Here is a 16,983-nt window from a genome sequence, read left to right on the forward strand (position 1 = left end):
TATCAAAATATTTATTTGAAAAGGCTTCTAACTCTGTTCCCTGTAACCTTTACCCTGTTCCTTCCTGATAAGATGAGCGATCGCAGCTGCTAGAGTTTTTGATTCTATCGGTTTGGGTATGTGCATTTGGAAACCAGCCGTTATGGCCTGTTGCCGATTAAATTCTCCCGCGTAGGCTGTTAGTGCTATGGCGGGAATTTGCCCCCCATTCTCTGGAGTCCAAGTTCTCACTTGTCGTAAAAATTCATAACCATCCATTCCCGGCATACCAATATCGCTGACTAAAACATCTAGTTTTGAGGCGAGTAATATTTGAATTGCTACCAAAGGTGATGATGCTGTCTGAACTTCTGCATTATATAGTTCCAGCACAAAGCTAACAAAATCCAGCGAGTCAGGCTCATCATCCACGACTAAAACCTTAATTCCGCTTAAATCTAAGGGTATATCTGTTTTATCCTCATCATCGGTATTTGCTGAATGAGCAGTTATTAAAGGTAGTTTGACGGTGAAACTTGCTCCTAGTCCAACACCCAAACTATTAGCCTCAATATTACCACCATGTAATTCTACTAAGTGACGGACAATTGCCAGCCCCAATCCTAAGCCACCAAATTTTCTCGTAGTAGTACTATCTTCTTGACGAAAGTGTTCAAATATGTATGGTAAAAAATCTGGGTTAATGCCTTTGCCCGTATCGCTGACTGTGATCTGAGCCATTGAACCGACTTGCTCTAGCCGAACTTCTACCCTTCCCGACGGTGGAGTAAATTTAATTGCATTAGAAAGAAGATTCCAAAGAACTTGTTGTATGCGTGCTGCATCACCGACAACTGGAGCAATTTCTTCTGGCAATACTGTTTCTATATAAATTTCTTTGGCTTGGCTGGCTAAATGAACTGTTTGCAAAGCGGCGGAAATTGCCGATTTAAGATTGACATTAGTAATGTTCAAAGTCAACTTACCCCGCAAAATGCGAGAAATATCGAGTAAGTCGTCAATTAATTCAACTTGTAATTTGGCATTGCGTTCAATAATATCTACAGCTTCAGCACTTTTGGCTGTATCTAACTTGCCGCTTTTGAGTAACCTAGCCCAACCCAAAATAGGATTTAGTGGGGTGCGTAGTTCATGAGAGAGGACGGCGAGAAATTCATCTTTAATGCGGTTTGCTTTTTCTGCTTCTTGGCGGGCTACTTGTTCCCGTTGCATAAGTTCTTGCAGTGCTGTTTCTGCCTGTTTACGCTCGGTGATATCGTAAGTAATGCCGAGAATCTGCTGAATTTCCCCTTGACTATCGAGCAAAGGTACATACTGAACAATAATTGTGTAAGGTTGTTTACTTGGTAAAGTAATTGTACACTCTTGAGTTTGGCTAGTTTTTGTTTCTATTGTCCGCTTGAGGACGGGTAAGTAAGCTTTGGTAATTTCTGGTGGGAAAACTTCATCATCTGTACGACCGATAAAGTCATCTAATGATTTTCCACTGGTAATAATTCCCGCTTGATTTACGTATTGTATGCGACCTTGAGCATCATAAATTACAAATATATCGGGGATATGATTAATCGCTAAACGAAACCGTTCCTCGCTTTGGCGTAGTGCATTCTCGTTTTGTTTGCGTTCTGTAATTTCCTGCACCATGACATTGATGCCGAGAATTTGCCCGTCTTCCTGTTTGAGTGGGTAATAACTAATTGAACAACAACGTTTCACACTCGGCTGGCTATGAGTGAATCCGTACACTTCTTGATTCATAATTGGTTCACCAGATTCAATAACTTGCCAATAATGTGGCTCTAATTGGTCTGCTAATTCTGGCAAGATATCTCGAATGGTGCGCCCTATATGTTCAGATACAGGGCGGCCGTTTATTTGCGCTAGATATTCGTTGATGCGGACAAACCTTAAGTTTGTATCTACAAAACAAAGTCCTATGGGTGCTGAAGCATAGATGGTTTCGATTTCTGCCAGTTGTATCTGGGTGATTTTTTGACTACGACGTAGTTCAGCTTCTACTCGTTTTTGCTGTTCTCGTAATGCCTCTTGTATCTGTTTAAGATGGGTGATATCTTTAGCGATCGCATACATTAATTTTGCTTCTACAATCGGTATGGCTGTCCATTCCAACCATTTATAAGACCCATCTTGACAACGGTAGCGATTTTTAAAATAAGCTGTGGCTTTTCCCCTCTTCAGGGTCTCCAATTCTGCCACGGTTGCAGCGCGGTCATCGGGATGAACCAAATGAATGAAGGAATAACCTAGAAGTTCCTCAGCCGAATAACCTAAAATTTGCGTAAAAGCAGGATTTAACCGTTTAAAGTATCCATCCAATTCTGCAACACACAATAAGTCAACTGAGCAGTTAAAAAAGTAATTATCACAAGAAAGTAGACTCAATCCATCATTATCTGCCTTGGCGGCAGAATGATCATTAAGTTCTGGAAAATCCTCGGCTATTTCCTTAAAGGTAGTAACAACAGCATAAGCTGTGGTAGATTCTGTCTGAAATAAAGGTGTTGAGTTAAGTAATAACCTGATTAATTTACCTTGTGGTTTATAAAAGCCCATAACAACGTGATGGTAAGGCTGACCTGTTTGTAAAGCTATCATCCCTGGATGCGTTTGAGCAGAAAAAGGCAACCCATCTGGATAAATCGTTCGCCAAGGGAAATTGCTTAAATTTCGCCCTTGTATTTGAGATGCGGTGTATCCCAAAATGATTTCAGCCTCATGGTTACAGGCGCAGATACTACCATCAGCCAGATGAAGCAACATACCCTCTTCTACTGGTAAAGGGCTAGCCCATTGAGCTTTTATATTGTGTAAATTTGCAGGTAAGTTAAAAGACATTTATTTAGCTCGTATTAGTAGAATCACTGCTATTGATTCATCCTGGTTAAATTCTCAATTATCTGCTGTTAAGCCTTGGTGTTGTCCAAGGAAAGCTGCTCTCGTCTGTGTAGGATGGCTTAAGTAAAAATTACTACTCTAAGCGCCTTTAGTCTTGAGTTCTTTCTTGATTATTTCTTGACTCTACGCCCTTTATAGATAGTAGCTATAGCCACTATCTAAGTATTTAATTAAATGGTAAGAGTATATTTAAGAATTATTTTCCCTATTGTAATAGACTAAATCTCTATCTTTTTACAGATGAAAAACAAAATATATCGTATTTTCATTGGTAATTTATCCTATATGGATTAACAATCATAAGTAAAAACTCATACTTTGATAGTAGACAATATTTTAAATATATGATAAGCAAAAAAATATATGATGTTAAGAGAATAAGTGTTAAATTTGACAAAAGTTTAATGAAATTGGTGTTGCGATACCTTCTCCTACGCGAACGCGATAGCGTCTGTCTACGACACGCTATCGCGAACGGTAAGCTTAACTAACGCTAAAGAAAATACAATCAAATAACTTTAACAAGTGTTGAGATGCGTCTATACAGACACAGCAAAATCATAATTTTATTACGGATGAACCACTAAGTCTGGAGAAATTGTAAATTTAGTGGACGGAGATAATTATGGTAGATGGATTCGAGAGATTAAACCACGATGAAGTCGTGTCTATAGAACCAGACACTTTTAATAAGTTAGATATTGCTAAAACCTTTAAAGTCCGGGATTTAATTACAGCAATTAAAGAATATATCGGTGCAGATGGCACACCTGAAGCAAATTTATATACTCAAGGTATTAATTGTGAAGTGTTAAAATTCACCGCACAAGGATGGAAAAAAGGCAAAGTCAGGCTAGCTTTAGAATTTTGTCCTGACGAACCCGAATCACCCTTAGAGGAAATTAATGATAAATTGGCACAGTTTGATATCTTATCGAAAATTTGGGTTGAAAACCCCGTCCTTATAGGACGGCTTTTGGTAGAATATGGTTGTGGAAGGGTAATCAACCACTGAAAAAACCCTATTGCTGCCTAATAAGCAGACGCTGAACCTTGACAAATGAATCTAGGGGGTTCTACTTCGTAGTTCTAGTATCACCTGGAAGTAGGTAAAAGATTTACAGGTACTAGACGAACAGCATTGTGCAGACGCGATTAATCGCGTCTCTACCAAACAAATATTGCAGCAATGCAACTATGGTCGGGCAGACCAAAAGTTAACGCTTGGGGAGAGAACCACCTCTAGCACAAGATACCGCAAGGAATCGGGCGCTAAGTGGACTCATTGAACCAAGAATCCCCTGCCTTTTTAAGCAAGTGAGCGAAAGCGAAACTTGGTTAGGCAGGGGAGTGTCAAGAAAGAAGGCAGTTGTCAGTTGACAGTTGACAGTTGACAGTTATCAGTTGACAGTTGACAGAGATTAAAAGCTTCTTCCTTTCCCCAGTCCCCAGTCCCCAGTCCCCAGTCCCCAGATTATGGTATGGACTAACCTTCATGCAAAGATACATCGTACCATCCGATCGCGGCGGTTATTTGAACCTGAGCAACGGCTATTAGTGGCGGTTTCCGGTGGTCAGGATTCTCTGTGTCTAATTAAATTGCTGTTAGATTTACAACCCAAATGGGGATGGGAATTAGGTATTGCCCATTGTGATCATCGCTGGCGTGATGACTCCCAGGCTAATGCTCATCATGTAAAAAATTTAGCTGAGAACTGGGGTGTATCTTTTTATTTAGAAACAGCAAATAAACCTGTTAATAGTGAAGCTACAGCTCGTGAGTGGCGGTATCAAGCCTTAAGTGCGATCGCTCAAGCCCACAATTACCAATATATAGTTACAGGACACACAGCTAGCGATCGCGCCGAAACTCTGCTACATAACTTAATGCGTGGTACTGGTGCAGATGGCTTACAAGCCTTGACTTGGCAACGTCTCATAACTGGAAATATTTGGTTAGTGCGTCCATTATTAGAAATTACACGCCAACAAACAGCACAATTTTGCCAAGAGTTTCAATTACCCATCTGGGAAGACTCCACTAACCAAGATTTAAAATACGCCCGTAATCGCATTCGTCAAGAATTAATCCCTTACCTACAAACAAATTTTAACCCCCAAGCCGAATTAGCCATAGCCCAAACCGCCGAATTATTGCAAGCAGAGGTTGAGTATTTAGAACAACTAGCGCAGCAGTTGAAGGAAGAGGCGATGGACTGGGGACAAATCAATTCAAAATTCAAAATTCAAAATTCAAAATTCAAAAATCCTACCTCATCTCCCCCATCTCCTCCACTCCGCCTCAACCGTCGGGTATTACAAAAAGCACCGTTGGCGTTGCAACGGCGCGTAATGCGGCAGGTATTACAGGAAATACTGCCTGATGCGCCTAATTTTGAACATATCGAGAAATTAACAGCGTTAATTACCGCACCCAACCGTTCACAAACTGATCCTTTTCCCGGTGGTGCGATCGCACAAGTCCAAGGCGACTGGATAATATTAGGGACTGGGGACAAAATAATTCAAAATTCGCGCATTCAAAATTCAAAATTAGAGAATTGCCCCTAGTTCCTTCTACTTCTTATGCTACCAACTCAGGCTGAGGTATTAAACTATTAATAGTCTGACGAATCTCGGCAATAGTTTGTAATTGATAGTCACCTGTCTCTTGAACTTGAGCTAGAGATTCGCTAATTCCTTGCAATTTTTGGCGTAACTTATCTACACCATCTTGGACTGGTTGTAGTGCTTCTTGATAAAGATTGATCCGACACCAACATTCAGCCGTTGCTGTTTTTAAAGACAGTAAATCAGACTCTATCTTTTTCAGTTCTTGTTGCTTTTCTTCGAGGTCATGAACTTGATTATCCAGCATTCCTTGATCTAGCTCGATCGCCGCACGCATCTGTTCAATTTCTCGTTCCAGTTGCTGTAATTCCTGGGATTGTTTTTGTCGCTGAGTTTCGATTTGTAACAGAATCGGGCTAAAATCAATGCTATTATCTTCTTCGCTACTTGCAACAGGTTTTCCTTGCCGCCGTAGCAGTACATTTTGGTGTTGCTGAATATACTTTTGCCTAGCTAACAAACTACGCCGTTGTCCGACTAAAGTTTCATTGAGCATCTGATACAAGTCTTGTTCCTCTGCCAATTCCGTTTGCAAATTAACCAAATCTTGTGCAGATGCTTGTTTAATTTTTTGTTGTAATTCTTCTATGGTTTGTTGTTTATATGTCAGTTCTTGTTCTTGGTCATGGACAAAGCTGGAATCTATTTGCAATTTATCTGTTAAGTCTTGAATTGTCTTTTGTAATTCATCCAAAGACATTTTTTCCAGCGCTTGCACATCAACTTTTTGGAAAGGCATCATATTACCAGAACTGGCAGCCAAAGAGTTAATCTGTTGATATAACGCTTCTTGAGATTGTAACTGCTCTTTGAGAATGCGCTGGTTTTCTTGTTTGCCTGCAAGAGAAGCTGTATTTACTTTTAATTGAGCAGTTTGCTGGTGTAAAGAATCTTGTGCTTGTTTGAATGAATTTTGGCGATCGCTATATGTTTGCTCTAGTTGACTAACTTCCTCTTGCTTTTGATTAACTACAGTTTTTTGTTGTTCGAGATTTTGCCAATGAGGATTAAGAGTAGCTTGCTGTTTTTCGACTAATTCAAAAGCTTGCTGCAAGTGTTCTCTGACAGTTTCCGTAGGAGCAATACGACTAGACAAGCGCTCAAGTAATTCGCTCATCTCCTTAGTTTGCTCTGCATCCAAAACATTCCCTTCTTGCAGACGCTCCTCTAGGCGACGCTGTTCACCCCGTAAATGCTCCCAAGCACCTTCTAATTCTTGGCGGTTGCGTTCAATTTCTGCTTGCAACTTTTCAATTTGCTCGCGGGATGAGTCCACTTCCTGTTTTTGCGCTTCTAGGCGTTGGAACTCATCTTCCATTTCGTGTAACTGTTCCAGCCGAGCCTCCATATCCATTTCCCGGCGGTTCAATTCCTGGGCCTGGAATGTCAGCGACTCTTTCCACTGGTCAATTTCGTCTTCTTTTAGCTTATATTTTTCTAATTGTCGGGAAAAGTTCTGCAAAATGTTGACCAGAGGTCTACCTGCTTCTTGTAGCCTCTGCACTTGGCGATTTGGTGTTAGTTCCACCAAAACCAGTGCGCCATCATTTAATTTACTAGCTTCATCAGCTGCAATTACTTCTTCCGACACAGTACTCCAATTCTGGTCGGTTCGCTGACAAGCCAGGAGTTTCAATTCAGTTTTAGAACTACCACCTAGTAAGCCGCCCTTCTGCTTTTGTACTTCTGCTAAATACAGCACACCGCTTTTCCTCTTGTGTACTTAAAAGTCTGTGTTTTGAGATATACCTTATATAATCTGCTAAATTGTCTAATTTCGCCACAAATGAGCGAAATTAGACAAACAAAACTAATTATAGACGTTATGCTAACGTCTTCATTTTTATAACAGGTAATAGCTTGTTGTCTTTAATATTGTGTACTTGTGGCGGTTACGATGACTTCCGTGTTATCACTAACTTTATCTCAATTTTATTAAGGAAATTTACAGCTTCAGGGTAAATATATTCTCTAGGTTGTGGAAAAAATGGGGAAATGGGGAAGCAGGGGAGAAAAATTAATGACTATTGACTATTGACTCTGGACTAACTTAAATGCAAGGAAATTTAAATGAAATTGACATTCGCAGTATTCTGCAATTGATTGAATTAGGTCAGCGAACTGGGCAACTTTTGATTGAAGCTCCTAGTTTTTACGGGAGTAACAGGGCTGAGGGGGAAGATGCAGAGGTTAATTATTCGGGGAAATACCAGCAACATTATTGGTTGGTCTTTTTTCTCAATGGTCGAATTATCTACTGTCAAGCTGGGGATAGTTTGTCACGAATTGATGATTATTTACGCCATCATCGCGTAGATACGGGTTTAGAGCAGCAGCAACTTGCTAGCTTAGGTGAACATAATCCTTCAGAATATGAATATCTATGGTTATTGTTAGAGGAGAATTTCATCAGCCCGAAAATAGCCGAGAATATAGGCTACCGCTTGATTTGTGAGACATTGTTTGACTTGCTGAGTTTACGGGAAGGTTATTTTATCTTCTGTCAGGATACAGCGATCGCACCCCAATTAACTAGCTGGGAGATTTCGCCCTTAGTTACTCAAATCACCCAACAGTTACAAGGCTGGAATCAGCTATCTCCATATATTCACTCCCCAGAGCAATTACTAGTGTTAGCTGACAGAGTTCACAACTCATCACTCCCACAAGCCACAATTACTAAACTCAAGCAATGGGCTGATGGGAAAACTACCTTACGTCAATTAGCGCGTTATCTCAACCGAGACATCTTGACAGTTGCCAAAGTCATCTATCCTTATGTACAACAAGGTTGGTTAAAACTAACCAGCGCACAAACAAATAACTCGCAAAACAACCAACTAGTACAAGGTCAAAAGAAAGCCAAAATCTTATGTATTGACGATACCAAAAGCATTTGTCAAACTGTAGAGTCTGCTTTGCAAGCACAAGGCTATGAAGCGATGGGCTGCACTTTACCGGAAATAATCGCTTTAACTAATCCCCTAGAGGCTTTGAGTCTAATTTCCCAACTCCAGCCCAATTTAGTTTTATGCGACATCACCACACCACAATTGAATGGTTATGAAATTTGCGCCATGCTCCGCCAATCTCAAGTTTTTCGGTATATACCGATGATTATGTTGACTAGTAAAGATAAATTTATAGATCGAGTTAGAGCTAGGATGGCCGGTGTCAGTGACTATTTGATCAAACCTTTTAATAATGATGAATTACTCATGCTGGTAAAGAAATACATCAGAGGCTAGGGACTGGGGACTGGTGGTTCGGCTGCGCTCACCAACCGGGACTGGGGACTGGGGACTGGGAATTAGTCAAAAAATCAAAATCTTTCTTATGTAACCCCTAACCTCAGCGACTCTAACCCCTAACCCCTACTTTGGTCTTGTTAATTTTATAAAAGATGAGGTAAAAAATGTTATCAAAGAATGAACCTACTCCGAGTCAAAGTATTATCTAGACAATTAACCAAAAAAATAAAATTAATTTATACAGTAATTTTTGCGGGGAGATCAGGGAATGTTCCAAACAGGAACGTCTACATCAGGAGGTAGATAGCCATTTATGAGTAAAGTTCTGATTGTGGAAGACAGTCTTGCACAGAGGGAGATGATTACAGACCTCCTGAAGGCTAGCGGCTTAACAGTCACTCATGCAACCGACGGATTAGAAGCATTAGAGGCGATTCAAGAAGAACCTCCCGATCTAGTCGTCTTGGATATTGTGATGCCGAAAATGAACGGCTATGAGCTTTGTCGGCGATTGAAGTCAGATCCAAAAACCCAAAATGTCCCTGTAGTGATGTGTTCTTCTAAAGGGGAAGAATTTGATCGCTACTGGGGAATGAAACAAGGTGCGGATGCTTATATAGCCAAACCCTTCCAACCTACTGAATTGGTGGGAACAGTCAAACAACTACTGCGAGGATAAGGATGAAAACAACATGGTCAGCAAACCGGACTTTTTAAATGGTAGTGGTCAAGACCATTTCCGTCCTGAATTACAAGTTGAAAGTCCCGAAGGTGAGTTACATTTACGGTTTTATATTCCCTCGCATCAGGAGTTTGCACTACCCGCAACTGGTATCCGAGAGGTGATGGAACTGAGTCCTGATAGAATTACCCCGATTCCTAATGCTTCTCCCTTACTTTTGGGTACTCTAAATCTACGAGGTCGAGTAATTTGGGTAGCTGATTTGGGTCAATTTCTAGGGGAAGTAACTCCGCTAAACACAGATAGGGCAGAAATCCCGGTGATTGCTGTACAAGAGCAAGACACCATCGTAGGTTTAGCAGTGGAAACAGTCGGTGGTATGGATTGGCTCGATGTACAAAATCTGATGCCGCCTACAAACACACCGGATACTATGGCTCCCTTTTTGCGGGGAGAGTGGTTATTAGAAACTAACAACAACCAGTCTCTAAGACTACTTGACCAAACAGCAATTTTGCGGAGTGCGAGGTGGGCAGGATGAAATTGGGAGGGGAGCAAATGGCAGCAAGTATAGACAAATACCTCGAAAAATATCACCAGGCTAGTACGGCCTACGCGCAACATAAATATGACGTTGCCGCTAGTTTAGTTGATCAGGTCGTGGAAAACGTACCAGATGAACCGAATTTTCATTTATTGCGGGGTCACGTCTACTATGTTCTGCACAAGTTCGAGGTGGCAATAGCAGAATATGAAAAAGTCATAGAGTTGACGGATGATTTTGAACTAATTGGCATGGCTCAAAATGGTCTAAACAATATTAGCGAATATCAACAAGTAATTGCCGAACAGGGGATTGGGAGTAGCGAGTCAATAGATTTAGGGGCATTTGCGTTTAAAGAGCCTGAAGAATCAGAATTAGAAGATTTGGGATCAATTGGCGATTTTGATAACAACAGTTTAGATTTGAACTCTTTAGAAGAATCAGTGGATAGCACAGATGAATTATCTTTAGATAATCCATTTGCTACACCTATAGATAGCATTTCTTTGGAAAATCCTACCGAGTCTATAGAATCTATACCAGCTTTTAGTGATAATCCTTTTGCTTTAGATATTGGGCAGCAAGAACCACAAAATTCAGACGCTCAGTCAGGAAAAAAAGAATTAGAATTACCTCTTTTTTGGCAGGAAGATAGTGTTGATACTATTTCTGTAGATAGTGGAGATTCGTCAAGCGATCGCCCAAGCAATCTTGACTCACCTTTTGCCGAATTTGACACAACTCACAGTTTTATTGGACAAGCTTCTGTAAGTGAGTTCTTAAGAGAAAGCAGCCAAGAGGAATCACCTAAAACCAGTAAGCAAGAATTGAGTAACGGCTCAATACCTCTAGAAAATTTGACTGATGAGAGTTTAGATCATATTGCTCATTCTGACTCAAATAATTGGTTAGAGGAAATAGCCTCTCAAGAGGAAATATTACAATCACCAACATCGGGTAATAGTGGCTTCATTATGAAATCCCCGTCATCTGCCAATAGTGTTACAGAGGAGATGAGTAAGTTTGATGTTGATGAAAGTTTTGATTTTGAAGCCTTTGAATCGGCTTTTGGGTCAGAAGCTGCATCAATTGATGAAGATAAGAATGCTGTATTCAGTAAGGAAAATTCTAAAAGTAATATTGAGTTTTTAGATGACTTTGATGAATTTGATGATTTAGGTAATATTCCCGGATTTGATTTAGTGGAAGCTGATTCTAGCTTCAGTGATGTGATGCTTTCCAGTTCGGCGGACGTTAATAGCATTCCCAAAAGCAAAGCTGTAGAGGCTGTAAATGATGCTATAGACCGCGACGAAGAACTATTTACCATCACTGGTTCCCAAGAAGCAGTACCAATATTTAACCAATCAGATGTTTCCAAGGTAGAAGCTAATGTCAGCGTTGAGCAAGGCTGGTTAGCACCATTAGAAAATGCTTCTTTAGACAGAAAACCTTGGTTAGTTGCGGGTACAGTCGGCGTATTTTCCGCTTTGATGGTAGCTGTAGTTAGCTTTGGTGCGACTAACATTGCTCGACCCGAACAACGGGAATCTGTACGTAACACGGGTTGGGCGATGTCATTAGCAGCAGGGTTGACAGGTTTTGCTACAGCCGCCTTTATGGGGAACGTCACCCTCAAACAAATCCGCCGCACCACTAAGGATTTACAAGCACAATTTGATGCTGTGCGTCAAGGGAGTTTGAATGTCCAAGCCACGGTGTTTTCGGAAGATGAACTAGGACAGTTAGCGGCTGGCTTTAATGAAATGGCGCGGGTAATTTTTACTACCACCAATGAAGCTCAACGCAAAGCTGATGAGCAAGAAGAAGCTAAGGAAAATTTACAACGTCAAGTAATTCGCTTACTAGATGACGTGGAAGGCGCAGCTAGGGGTGATTTGACGGTGCAAGCGGAAGTGACAGCCGACGTGCTGGGAGCCGTTGCGGATGCTTTTAACTTGACAATTCAAAACCTGCGGGACATTGTACAGCAGGTGAAGGTGGCGGCGAAGGAAGTTACCAAGGGGGCGACAAATTCGGAAACCTTTGCGAGAGCTTTGTCAAGTGACGCTTTACGTCAAGCCGAAGAGTTGGGTGTCACCTTAAATTCTGTGCAGGTGATGACTGACTCGATTCAACGGGTGGCGGAAGCCGCTAGGGAAGCTGAGAAAGTGGCGCGTGATGCTAGTACGATCGCTCTCAAAGGTGGCGAAGCAGTGGAAAATACTGTGGCAGGTATTTTAGAAATTCGAGAAACTGTAGCAGAAACTACCCGCAAAGTAAAACGTCTGGCGGAATCTTCGCAGGAAATTTCTAAGATTGTGGCTTTGATTTCTCAGATTGCTTCTCGTACCAACTTACTCGCACTCAACGCCAGTATTGAGGCGGCGCGGGCGGGAGAAGCCGGACGCGGGTTTGCGATCGTTGCCGATGAAGTCCGCCAGTTAGCGGATAAATCAGCCAAATCCTTAAAGGAAATTGAGCAGATTGTGATGCAAATCCAGAGCGAAACAGGCTCCGTAATGACCGCAATGGAAGAAGGCACACAACAGGTAATAAAAGGTACAATCCTGGCGGAAGAAGCCAAGCGATCGCTAGAAAATATCATTCAAGTAGCAAACCGCATCGACAGTTTAGTACGCTCAATTACTACCGATACCGTAGAACAAACGGAAACATCCCGCGCTGTGGCTCAGGTAATGCAATCGGTGGAATTAACAGCTCAAGAAACTTCCCAGGAAGCACAACGAGTTTCCGGTGCGCTGCAAAACCTAGTGGGTGTATCCCGCGATTTGATTTCTTCCGTAGAACGTTTCCGCGTGGAAACAATGGAAACAAGGTAATTAGTCATTAGTCATTAGTCATTAGTCATTAGTCATTAGTCAATGGCTGAAGATGTGGGGCAAATGACGGTTTAATACTTCAGCACTGAGAATTTGACCTATGCTGCCGGAACAACAACAGAGGATTTTAGGCTACTTTATTGAAGAGGCGAGAGATCACCTAAATACAATCGAACAGGGATTACTCAATCTTCAGAGTACCTTGAACGACCCGGAAATGATCAACGAAGTTTTCCGGGCGGCTCACTCCATTAAAGGGGGTGCTGCAATGCTTGGCTTGACTAGCATTCAGCACACCTCTCACCGTTTGGAGGATTGTTTTAAAGTTCTCAAAGAGAATCCAATTCGAGTTGACCAAAAATTAGAATCTCTATTTCTCGGTGTTTCCGATACCCTGAAGGCTTTATTAGAACAGTTAAGCGGGCCGTTTGGTTTATCAGAAGAAGCGGCTAACACTTTGATGTCGGAAACAGAACCGGTTTTTCAATGGCTACATGAGCATTTGGAATTACTGGTGCAAAAAGGTGTTGGTGGCGGAGTTAGTGAACATCTAGCCACTCAGCCGTACCCCGCAGATAGTGTGGGTACACTGACAGAAATCTTTTTCCGCCAAGATGGGGGGAATACGGGAGGAGAAATCTACAGAACTACGCCAGTTAAGCCAACATATGCGCCAGTTAGTGCAGCTGATCAATGGGGTGAGTTTCAAGCTCAGGTGTTACAAACACTGAGGGAAATGTTGCAATTATTTAAGCAACCAGCAACACCAGCTACTCGACAACATTTGCAGGACTGCTGTAATGATTTGGTCAAAATAGGTAAAACATGGAATTTGCCGAACTGGTGTAATTTATGTAAAGCCTCAGCTAATGCGATCGCTAATCAAGAAAATACCTACCTGACTTTAGCTAAAATTGTCATTACAGAAATTAAACAGGGGCAAGAATTAGTTCTGCAAGGTAGAGAACCGGAAATTACAATTAGTCACCGCCTAGAAGCACTCTGGGGTTTTCCCGAAATGCCATTATTAGAAGTGGCTCAAAATCTACTTGGTGATGTTCCCATTATTGTCAATCAGTCATTTATAGAACCTGTCGCTCTCGAACTCGAAGCTCCCATTGCACTACCAACAGATAGTGTTACTAGCCTAACTGAAATCTCCGAGCAACTTGAACCTCAAAATGTAACCTCACAAAACTACACAACAGCAAATATTTTATTTGATAGCGAAGACCATACATTACATAGTACTAGCAAAATTCACACTCACGGCCCAGAAGTAGGATTAGCTGAGTTAAATACTCTTGCTGATTTGTTTGAAGGTGAGACACCAGAACTAGATGAAACATGGCAACAAGAAGAAATTCTTAATATTACAGATGCTGGTGACTTAAGAGGAGAAATTAGGGAAATTGAAAATGAAGAAATTGATAGCGATATAGCTGATTTTCTCTCACTGGATGACGAGAGAGAAGCACCTCAAATTAGCAGCATCCATGAAGAAATTGATAGCGATATAGCTGAGTTTCTCTCACTGAATGACGAAAAAGAAGCACCTCAAATTAGCAGCATCCATGAAGAAATTGATAGCGATATAGCTGAGTTTCTCTCACTGGATGACGAGAGAGAAACACCTCAAATTAGCAGCATCCATGAAGAAATTGATAGCGATATAGCTGAGTTTCTCTCACTGGATGACGAGAAAGAAGAAATTCAAAATGATACAAGTAATTCGGAAAATTTAAGTTTAATATTTGGTGATAACTTCTTAGGACAAGATAATCAAGAATCGCAAAATTTATTTAAAGCGCCAATTACTGCTGGAGAAATATTACAAGAAACTAGAGAAAAAGCCAATAAATTACCAGATGCTGATGATGTTATAGATGATTTATTGGAATTAAGCTTCGATGAAGATAGTTCAACCTTACCATCAGTAGCGATTGACAGTGATAATTTATTCTTAGAAAAAGATATAAATGTAGATAGCTTAGAAGAGGTAAAATTATCCCATGATTCAGAACCCAAGCTGATAACGCCAACGAAAGATTCATCGTTAAGTAATTTATTTAATGACTTAGAAGCAAGTCCTCTACTATCTAAAGATGAATCAGAACTCAATGATTTATTTGATTTGCCATCAGCCACAATATCAGAATTTGCACAAACAGAAGATGATTTAGACAATTTCTGGGATTCTGCAACAGAAGATGAATCAGAGCAATTAATAGAAGCTGTATTACAGGAAGATATAGCTCAGGCTTTAGAAGAAAGTTTATTTGCGGCTGTGGCTTCTAGCGATATCTATGCTGAAAGTCAACAATCGATATCGACCAGTTTTGACCCTGAAGATTTAGATATCACTTTCCTACAAGAAGAGGAAGAGTTAGATTTAATCTTCTCATCAGATACTGAAAATGATTTATTTGGAGAATTGAGCGCCAATGATTCTAGTATTAGCGCTGATATTCAGTTGCGTGAAGGCGATCGCAAAATTTCTCCCCCTGAGATTCATAATTTTTCACAACAACCAGAAGCATTAGATTTTGTTCCCGAATTTACTACTCAGGTTCAAGAATTCTCTTCAGTTACTGACTTAGAAGTTGATTTATTTAATGAAATCAATGGCGATGCTACAGCACTGGAAAGTACAGAAAATGTAGAGAACAATGATTTATTCGTAACTGCTAATACTCTAGATTTACAACAACCAGAAGCAGTTATTGAACATTCATCATCAACAGTTGAACCAACAAGTGAAATTGAGTTAGGAGATGATTTACTAATCACAAATTCTGATTTATCAGAGCTAACTGATGACCTAACAGATATCACCTTTGAGGATACAAGTGATTTCGCTAGGGTAGAGACATTTATCGAGTTTTCTGCGCCAACAGTAGAAGACAACAGCGAATTTAAGTTAAATGATGATTTACTAATTACAGATGCTGATTCATCAGAGTTAACAAGTGAACTGACAGATATCACTTTTGAGTCTACAGATGATTTAGGTATTCTAGAAACGCCTTCATTTGAACAAAGCAGTGAACTTGATTTAGGTGATGATTTACTAATCACAGATGCTGATTCATCAGAGTTAACAAGTGAACTGACAGATATAACTTTTGAGTCTACAGATGATTTAGGTATTCTAGAAACGCCTTCATTTGAACAAAGCAGTGAACTTGATTTAGGTGCTGATTTACTAATTACAGATTCTGATGAATCAGAGTTAACAAGTGAACTGACAGATATCACTTTTGAGTCTACAGATGATTTAGGTATTCTAGAAACGCCTTCATTTGAACAAAGCAGTGAACTTGATTTAGGTGCTGATTTACTAATCACAGATTCTGATTCATCAGAGTTAATTGGTGAACTGACAGATATCACTTTTGACTCTACAGATGATTTAGGTATTCTAGAAACGCCTGCGACTGAGCAAAGCAGTGAACTTGATTTAGGTGCTGATTTACTAATTACAGATTCTGATTCATCAGAGTTAACAAGTGAACTGACAGATATCACTTTTGACTCTACAGATGATTTAGGTATTCTAGAAACGCCTTCATCTGAACAAAGCAGTGAACTTGAATTAGGTGATGATTTACTAATTACAGATGCTGATTCATCAGAGTTAATTGGTGAACTGACAGATATCACTTTTGACTCTACAGATGATTTCGCTAACTTAGAAACTATTTCGACCGAACAAAGCAGTGAACTTGATTTAGGTGCTGATTTACTAATCACAGATTCTGATTCATCAGAGTTAACAAGTGAACTGACAGATATCACTTTTGACTCTACAGATGATTTAGGTATTCCAGAAACGCCTTCATTTGAACAAAGCAGTGAACTTGATTTAGGTGCTGATTTACTAATTACAGATGCTGATTCATCAGAGTTAATTGGTGAACTGACAGATATCACTTTTGACTCTACAGATGATTTCGCTAACTTAGAAACTATTTCGACCGAACAAAGCAGTGAACTTGATTTAGGTGCTGATTTACTAATCACAGATTCTGATTCATCAGAGTTAACAAGTGAACTGACAGATATCACTTTTGACTCTACAGATGATTTAGGTATTCTAGAAACGCCTTCATCTGA

At 40.4% G+C, this 16,983-nt stretch carries 9 protein-coding genes; 7 read left to right on the plus strand and 2 right to left on the minus strand.

Going from position 1 to position 16,983, the window contains the following annotated elements:
• Positions 1-27: 27 nt before the first annotated feature.
• Positions 28-2,856 (minus strand): PAS domain-containing hybrid sensor histidine kinase/response regulator, encoded by a 2,829-nt coding sequence (locus tag H6G83_RS10415; RefSeq protein WP_190470950.1) that lies wholly within the window; start codon positions 2,854-2,856, stop codon positions 28-30.
• A 685-nt stretch (positions 2,857-3,541) separates the two neighbouring features.
• Here H6G83_RS10415 and H6G83_RS10420 point away from each other — a divergent pair.
• Together H6G83_RS10420 and tilS are read left to right on the plus strand one after the other, a co-directional pair.
• Positions 3,542-3,931 carry a KGK domain-containing protein gene (locus H6G83_RS10420; RefSeq protein ID WP_242044519.1) on the plus strand — a complete coding sequence of 130 codons (390 nt, stop codon included), beginning with the start codon at positions 3,542-3,544 and terminating at the stop codon, positions 3,929-3,931.
• A 461-nt stretch (positions 3,932-4,392) separates the two neighbouring features.
• Positions 4,393-5,487: a tRNA lysidine(34) synthetase TilS gene (tilS, locus tag H6G83_RS10425; protein ID WP_190470953.1), complete on the plus strand. Its 1,095-nt coding sequence runs from the start codon at positions 4,393-4,395 to the stop codon at positions 5,485-5,487.
• Between the two features lie 13 nt (positions 5,488-5,500).
• On the opposite strand, the gene hmpF is transcribed toward tilS, so the two are convergent.
• The gene (gene hmpF, locus H6G83_RS10430) at positions 5,501-7,249 is read right to left on the minus strand and encodes a pilus motility taxis protein HmpF (RefSeq protein WP_190470958.1); all 1,749 of its coding nucleotides are present in this window, start codon (positions 7,247-7,249) and stop codon (positions 5,501-5,503) included.
• Between the two features lie 352 nt (positions 7,250-7,601).
• Between hmpF and H6G83_RS10435 the strand changes: the two genes are divergently transcribed.
• The 5 genes from H6G83_RS10435 to H6G83_RS35265 all read left to right on the plus strand — a co-directional run.
• Positions 7,602-8,795 carry a response regulator gene (locus H6G83_RS10435; protein WP_190470962.1) on the plus strand — a complete coding sequence of 398 codons (1,194 nt, stop codon included), beginning with the start codon at positions 7,602-7,604 and terminating at the stop codon, positions 8,793-8,795.
• 316 nt (positions 8,796-9,111) lie between these two features.
• On the plus strand, positions 9,112-9,477 hold the full coding sequence (locus H6G83_RS10440) for a response regulator transcription factor (protein WP_190470967.1): 366 nt from the start codon (positions 9,112-9,114) through the stop codon (positions 9,475-9,477).
• A 13-nt stretch (positions 9,478-9,490) separates the two neighbouring features.
• Positions 9,491-10,021 carry a chemotaxis protein CheW gene (locus tag H6G83_RS10445; protein WP_190470970.1) on the plus strand — a complete coding sequence of 177 codons (531 nt, stop codon included), beginning with the start codon at positions 9,491-9,493 and terminating at the stop codon, positions 10,019-10,021.
• Between the two features lie 17 nt (positions 10,022-10,038).
• Positions 10,039-12,867: a methyl-accepting chemotaxis protein gene (locus tag H6G83_RS10450; RefSeq protein ID WP_190470975.1), complete on the plus strand. Its 2,829-nt coding sequence runs from the start codon at positions 10,039-10,041 to the stop codon at positions 12,865-12,867.
• A gap of 100 nt (positions 12,868-12,967) precedes the next feature.
• Positions 12,968-16,983 (plus strand): Hpt domain-containing protein (locus H6G83_RS35265; protein ID WP_242044520.1); only part of this gene is annotated, 4,016 nt, incomplete at its 3' end.

It is taken from the genome of Anabaena azotica FACHB-119, from assembly GCF_014697625.1.
GTDB classification, from domain to species: Bacteria; Cyanobacteriota; Cyanobacteriia; order Cyanobacteriales; family Nostocaceae; genus Trichormus; species Trichormus azoticus_A.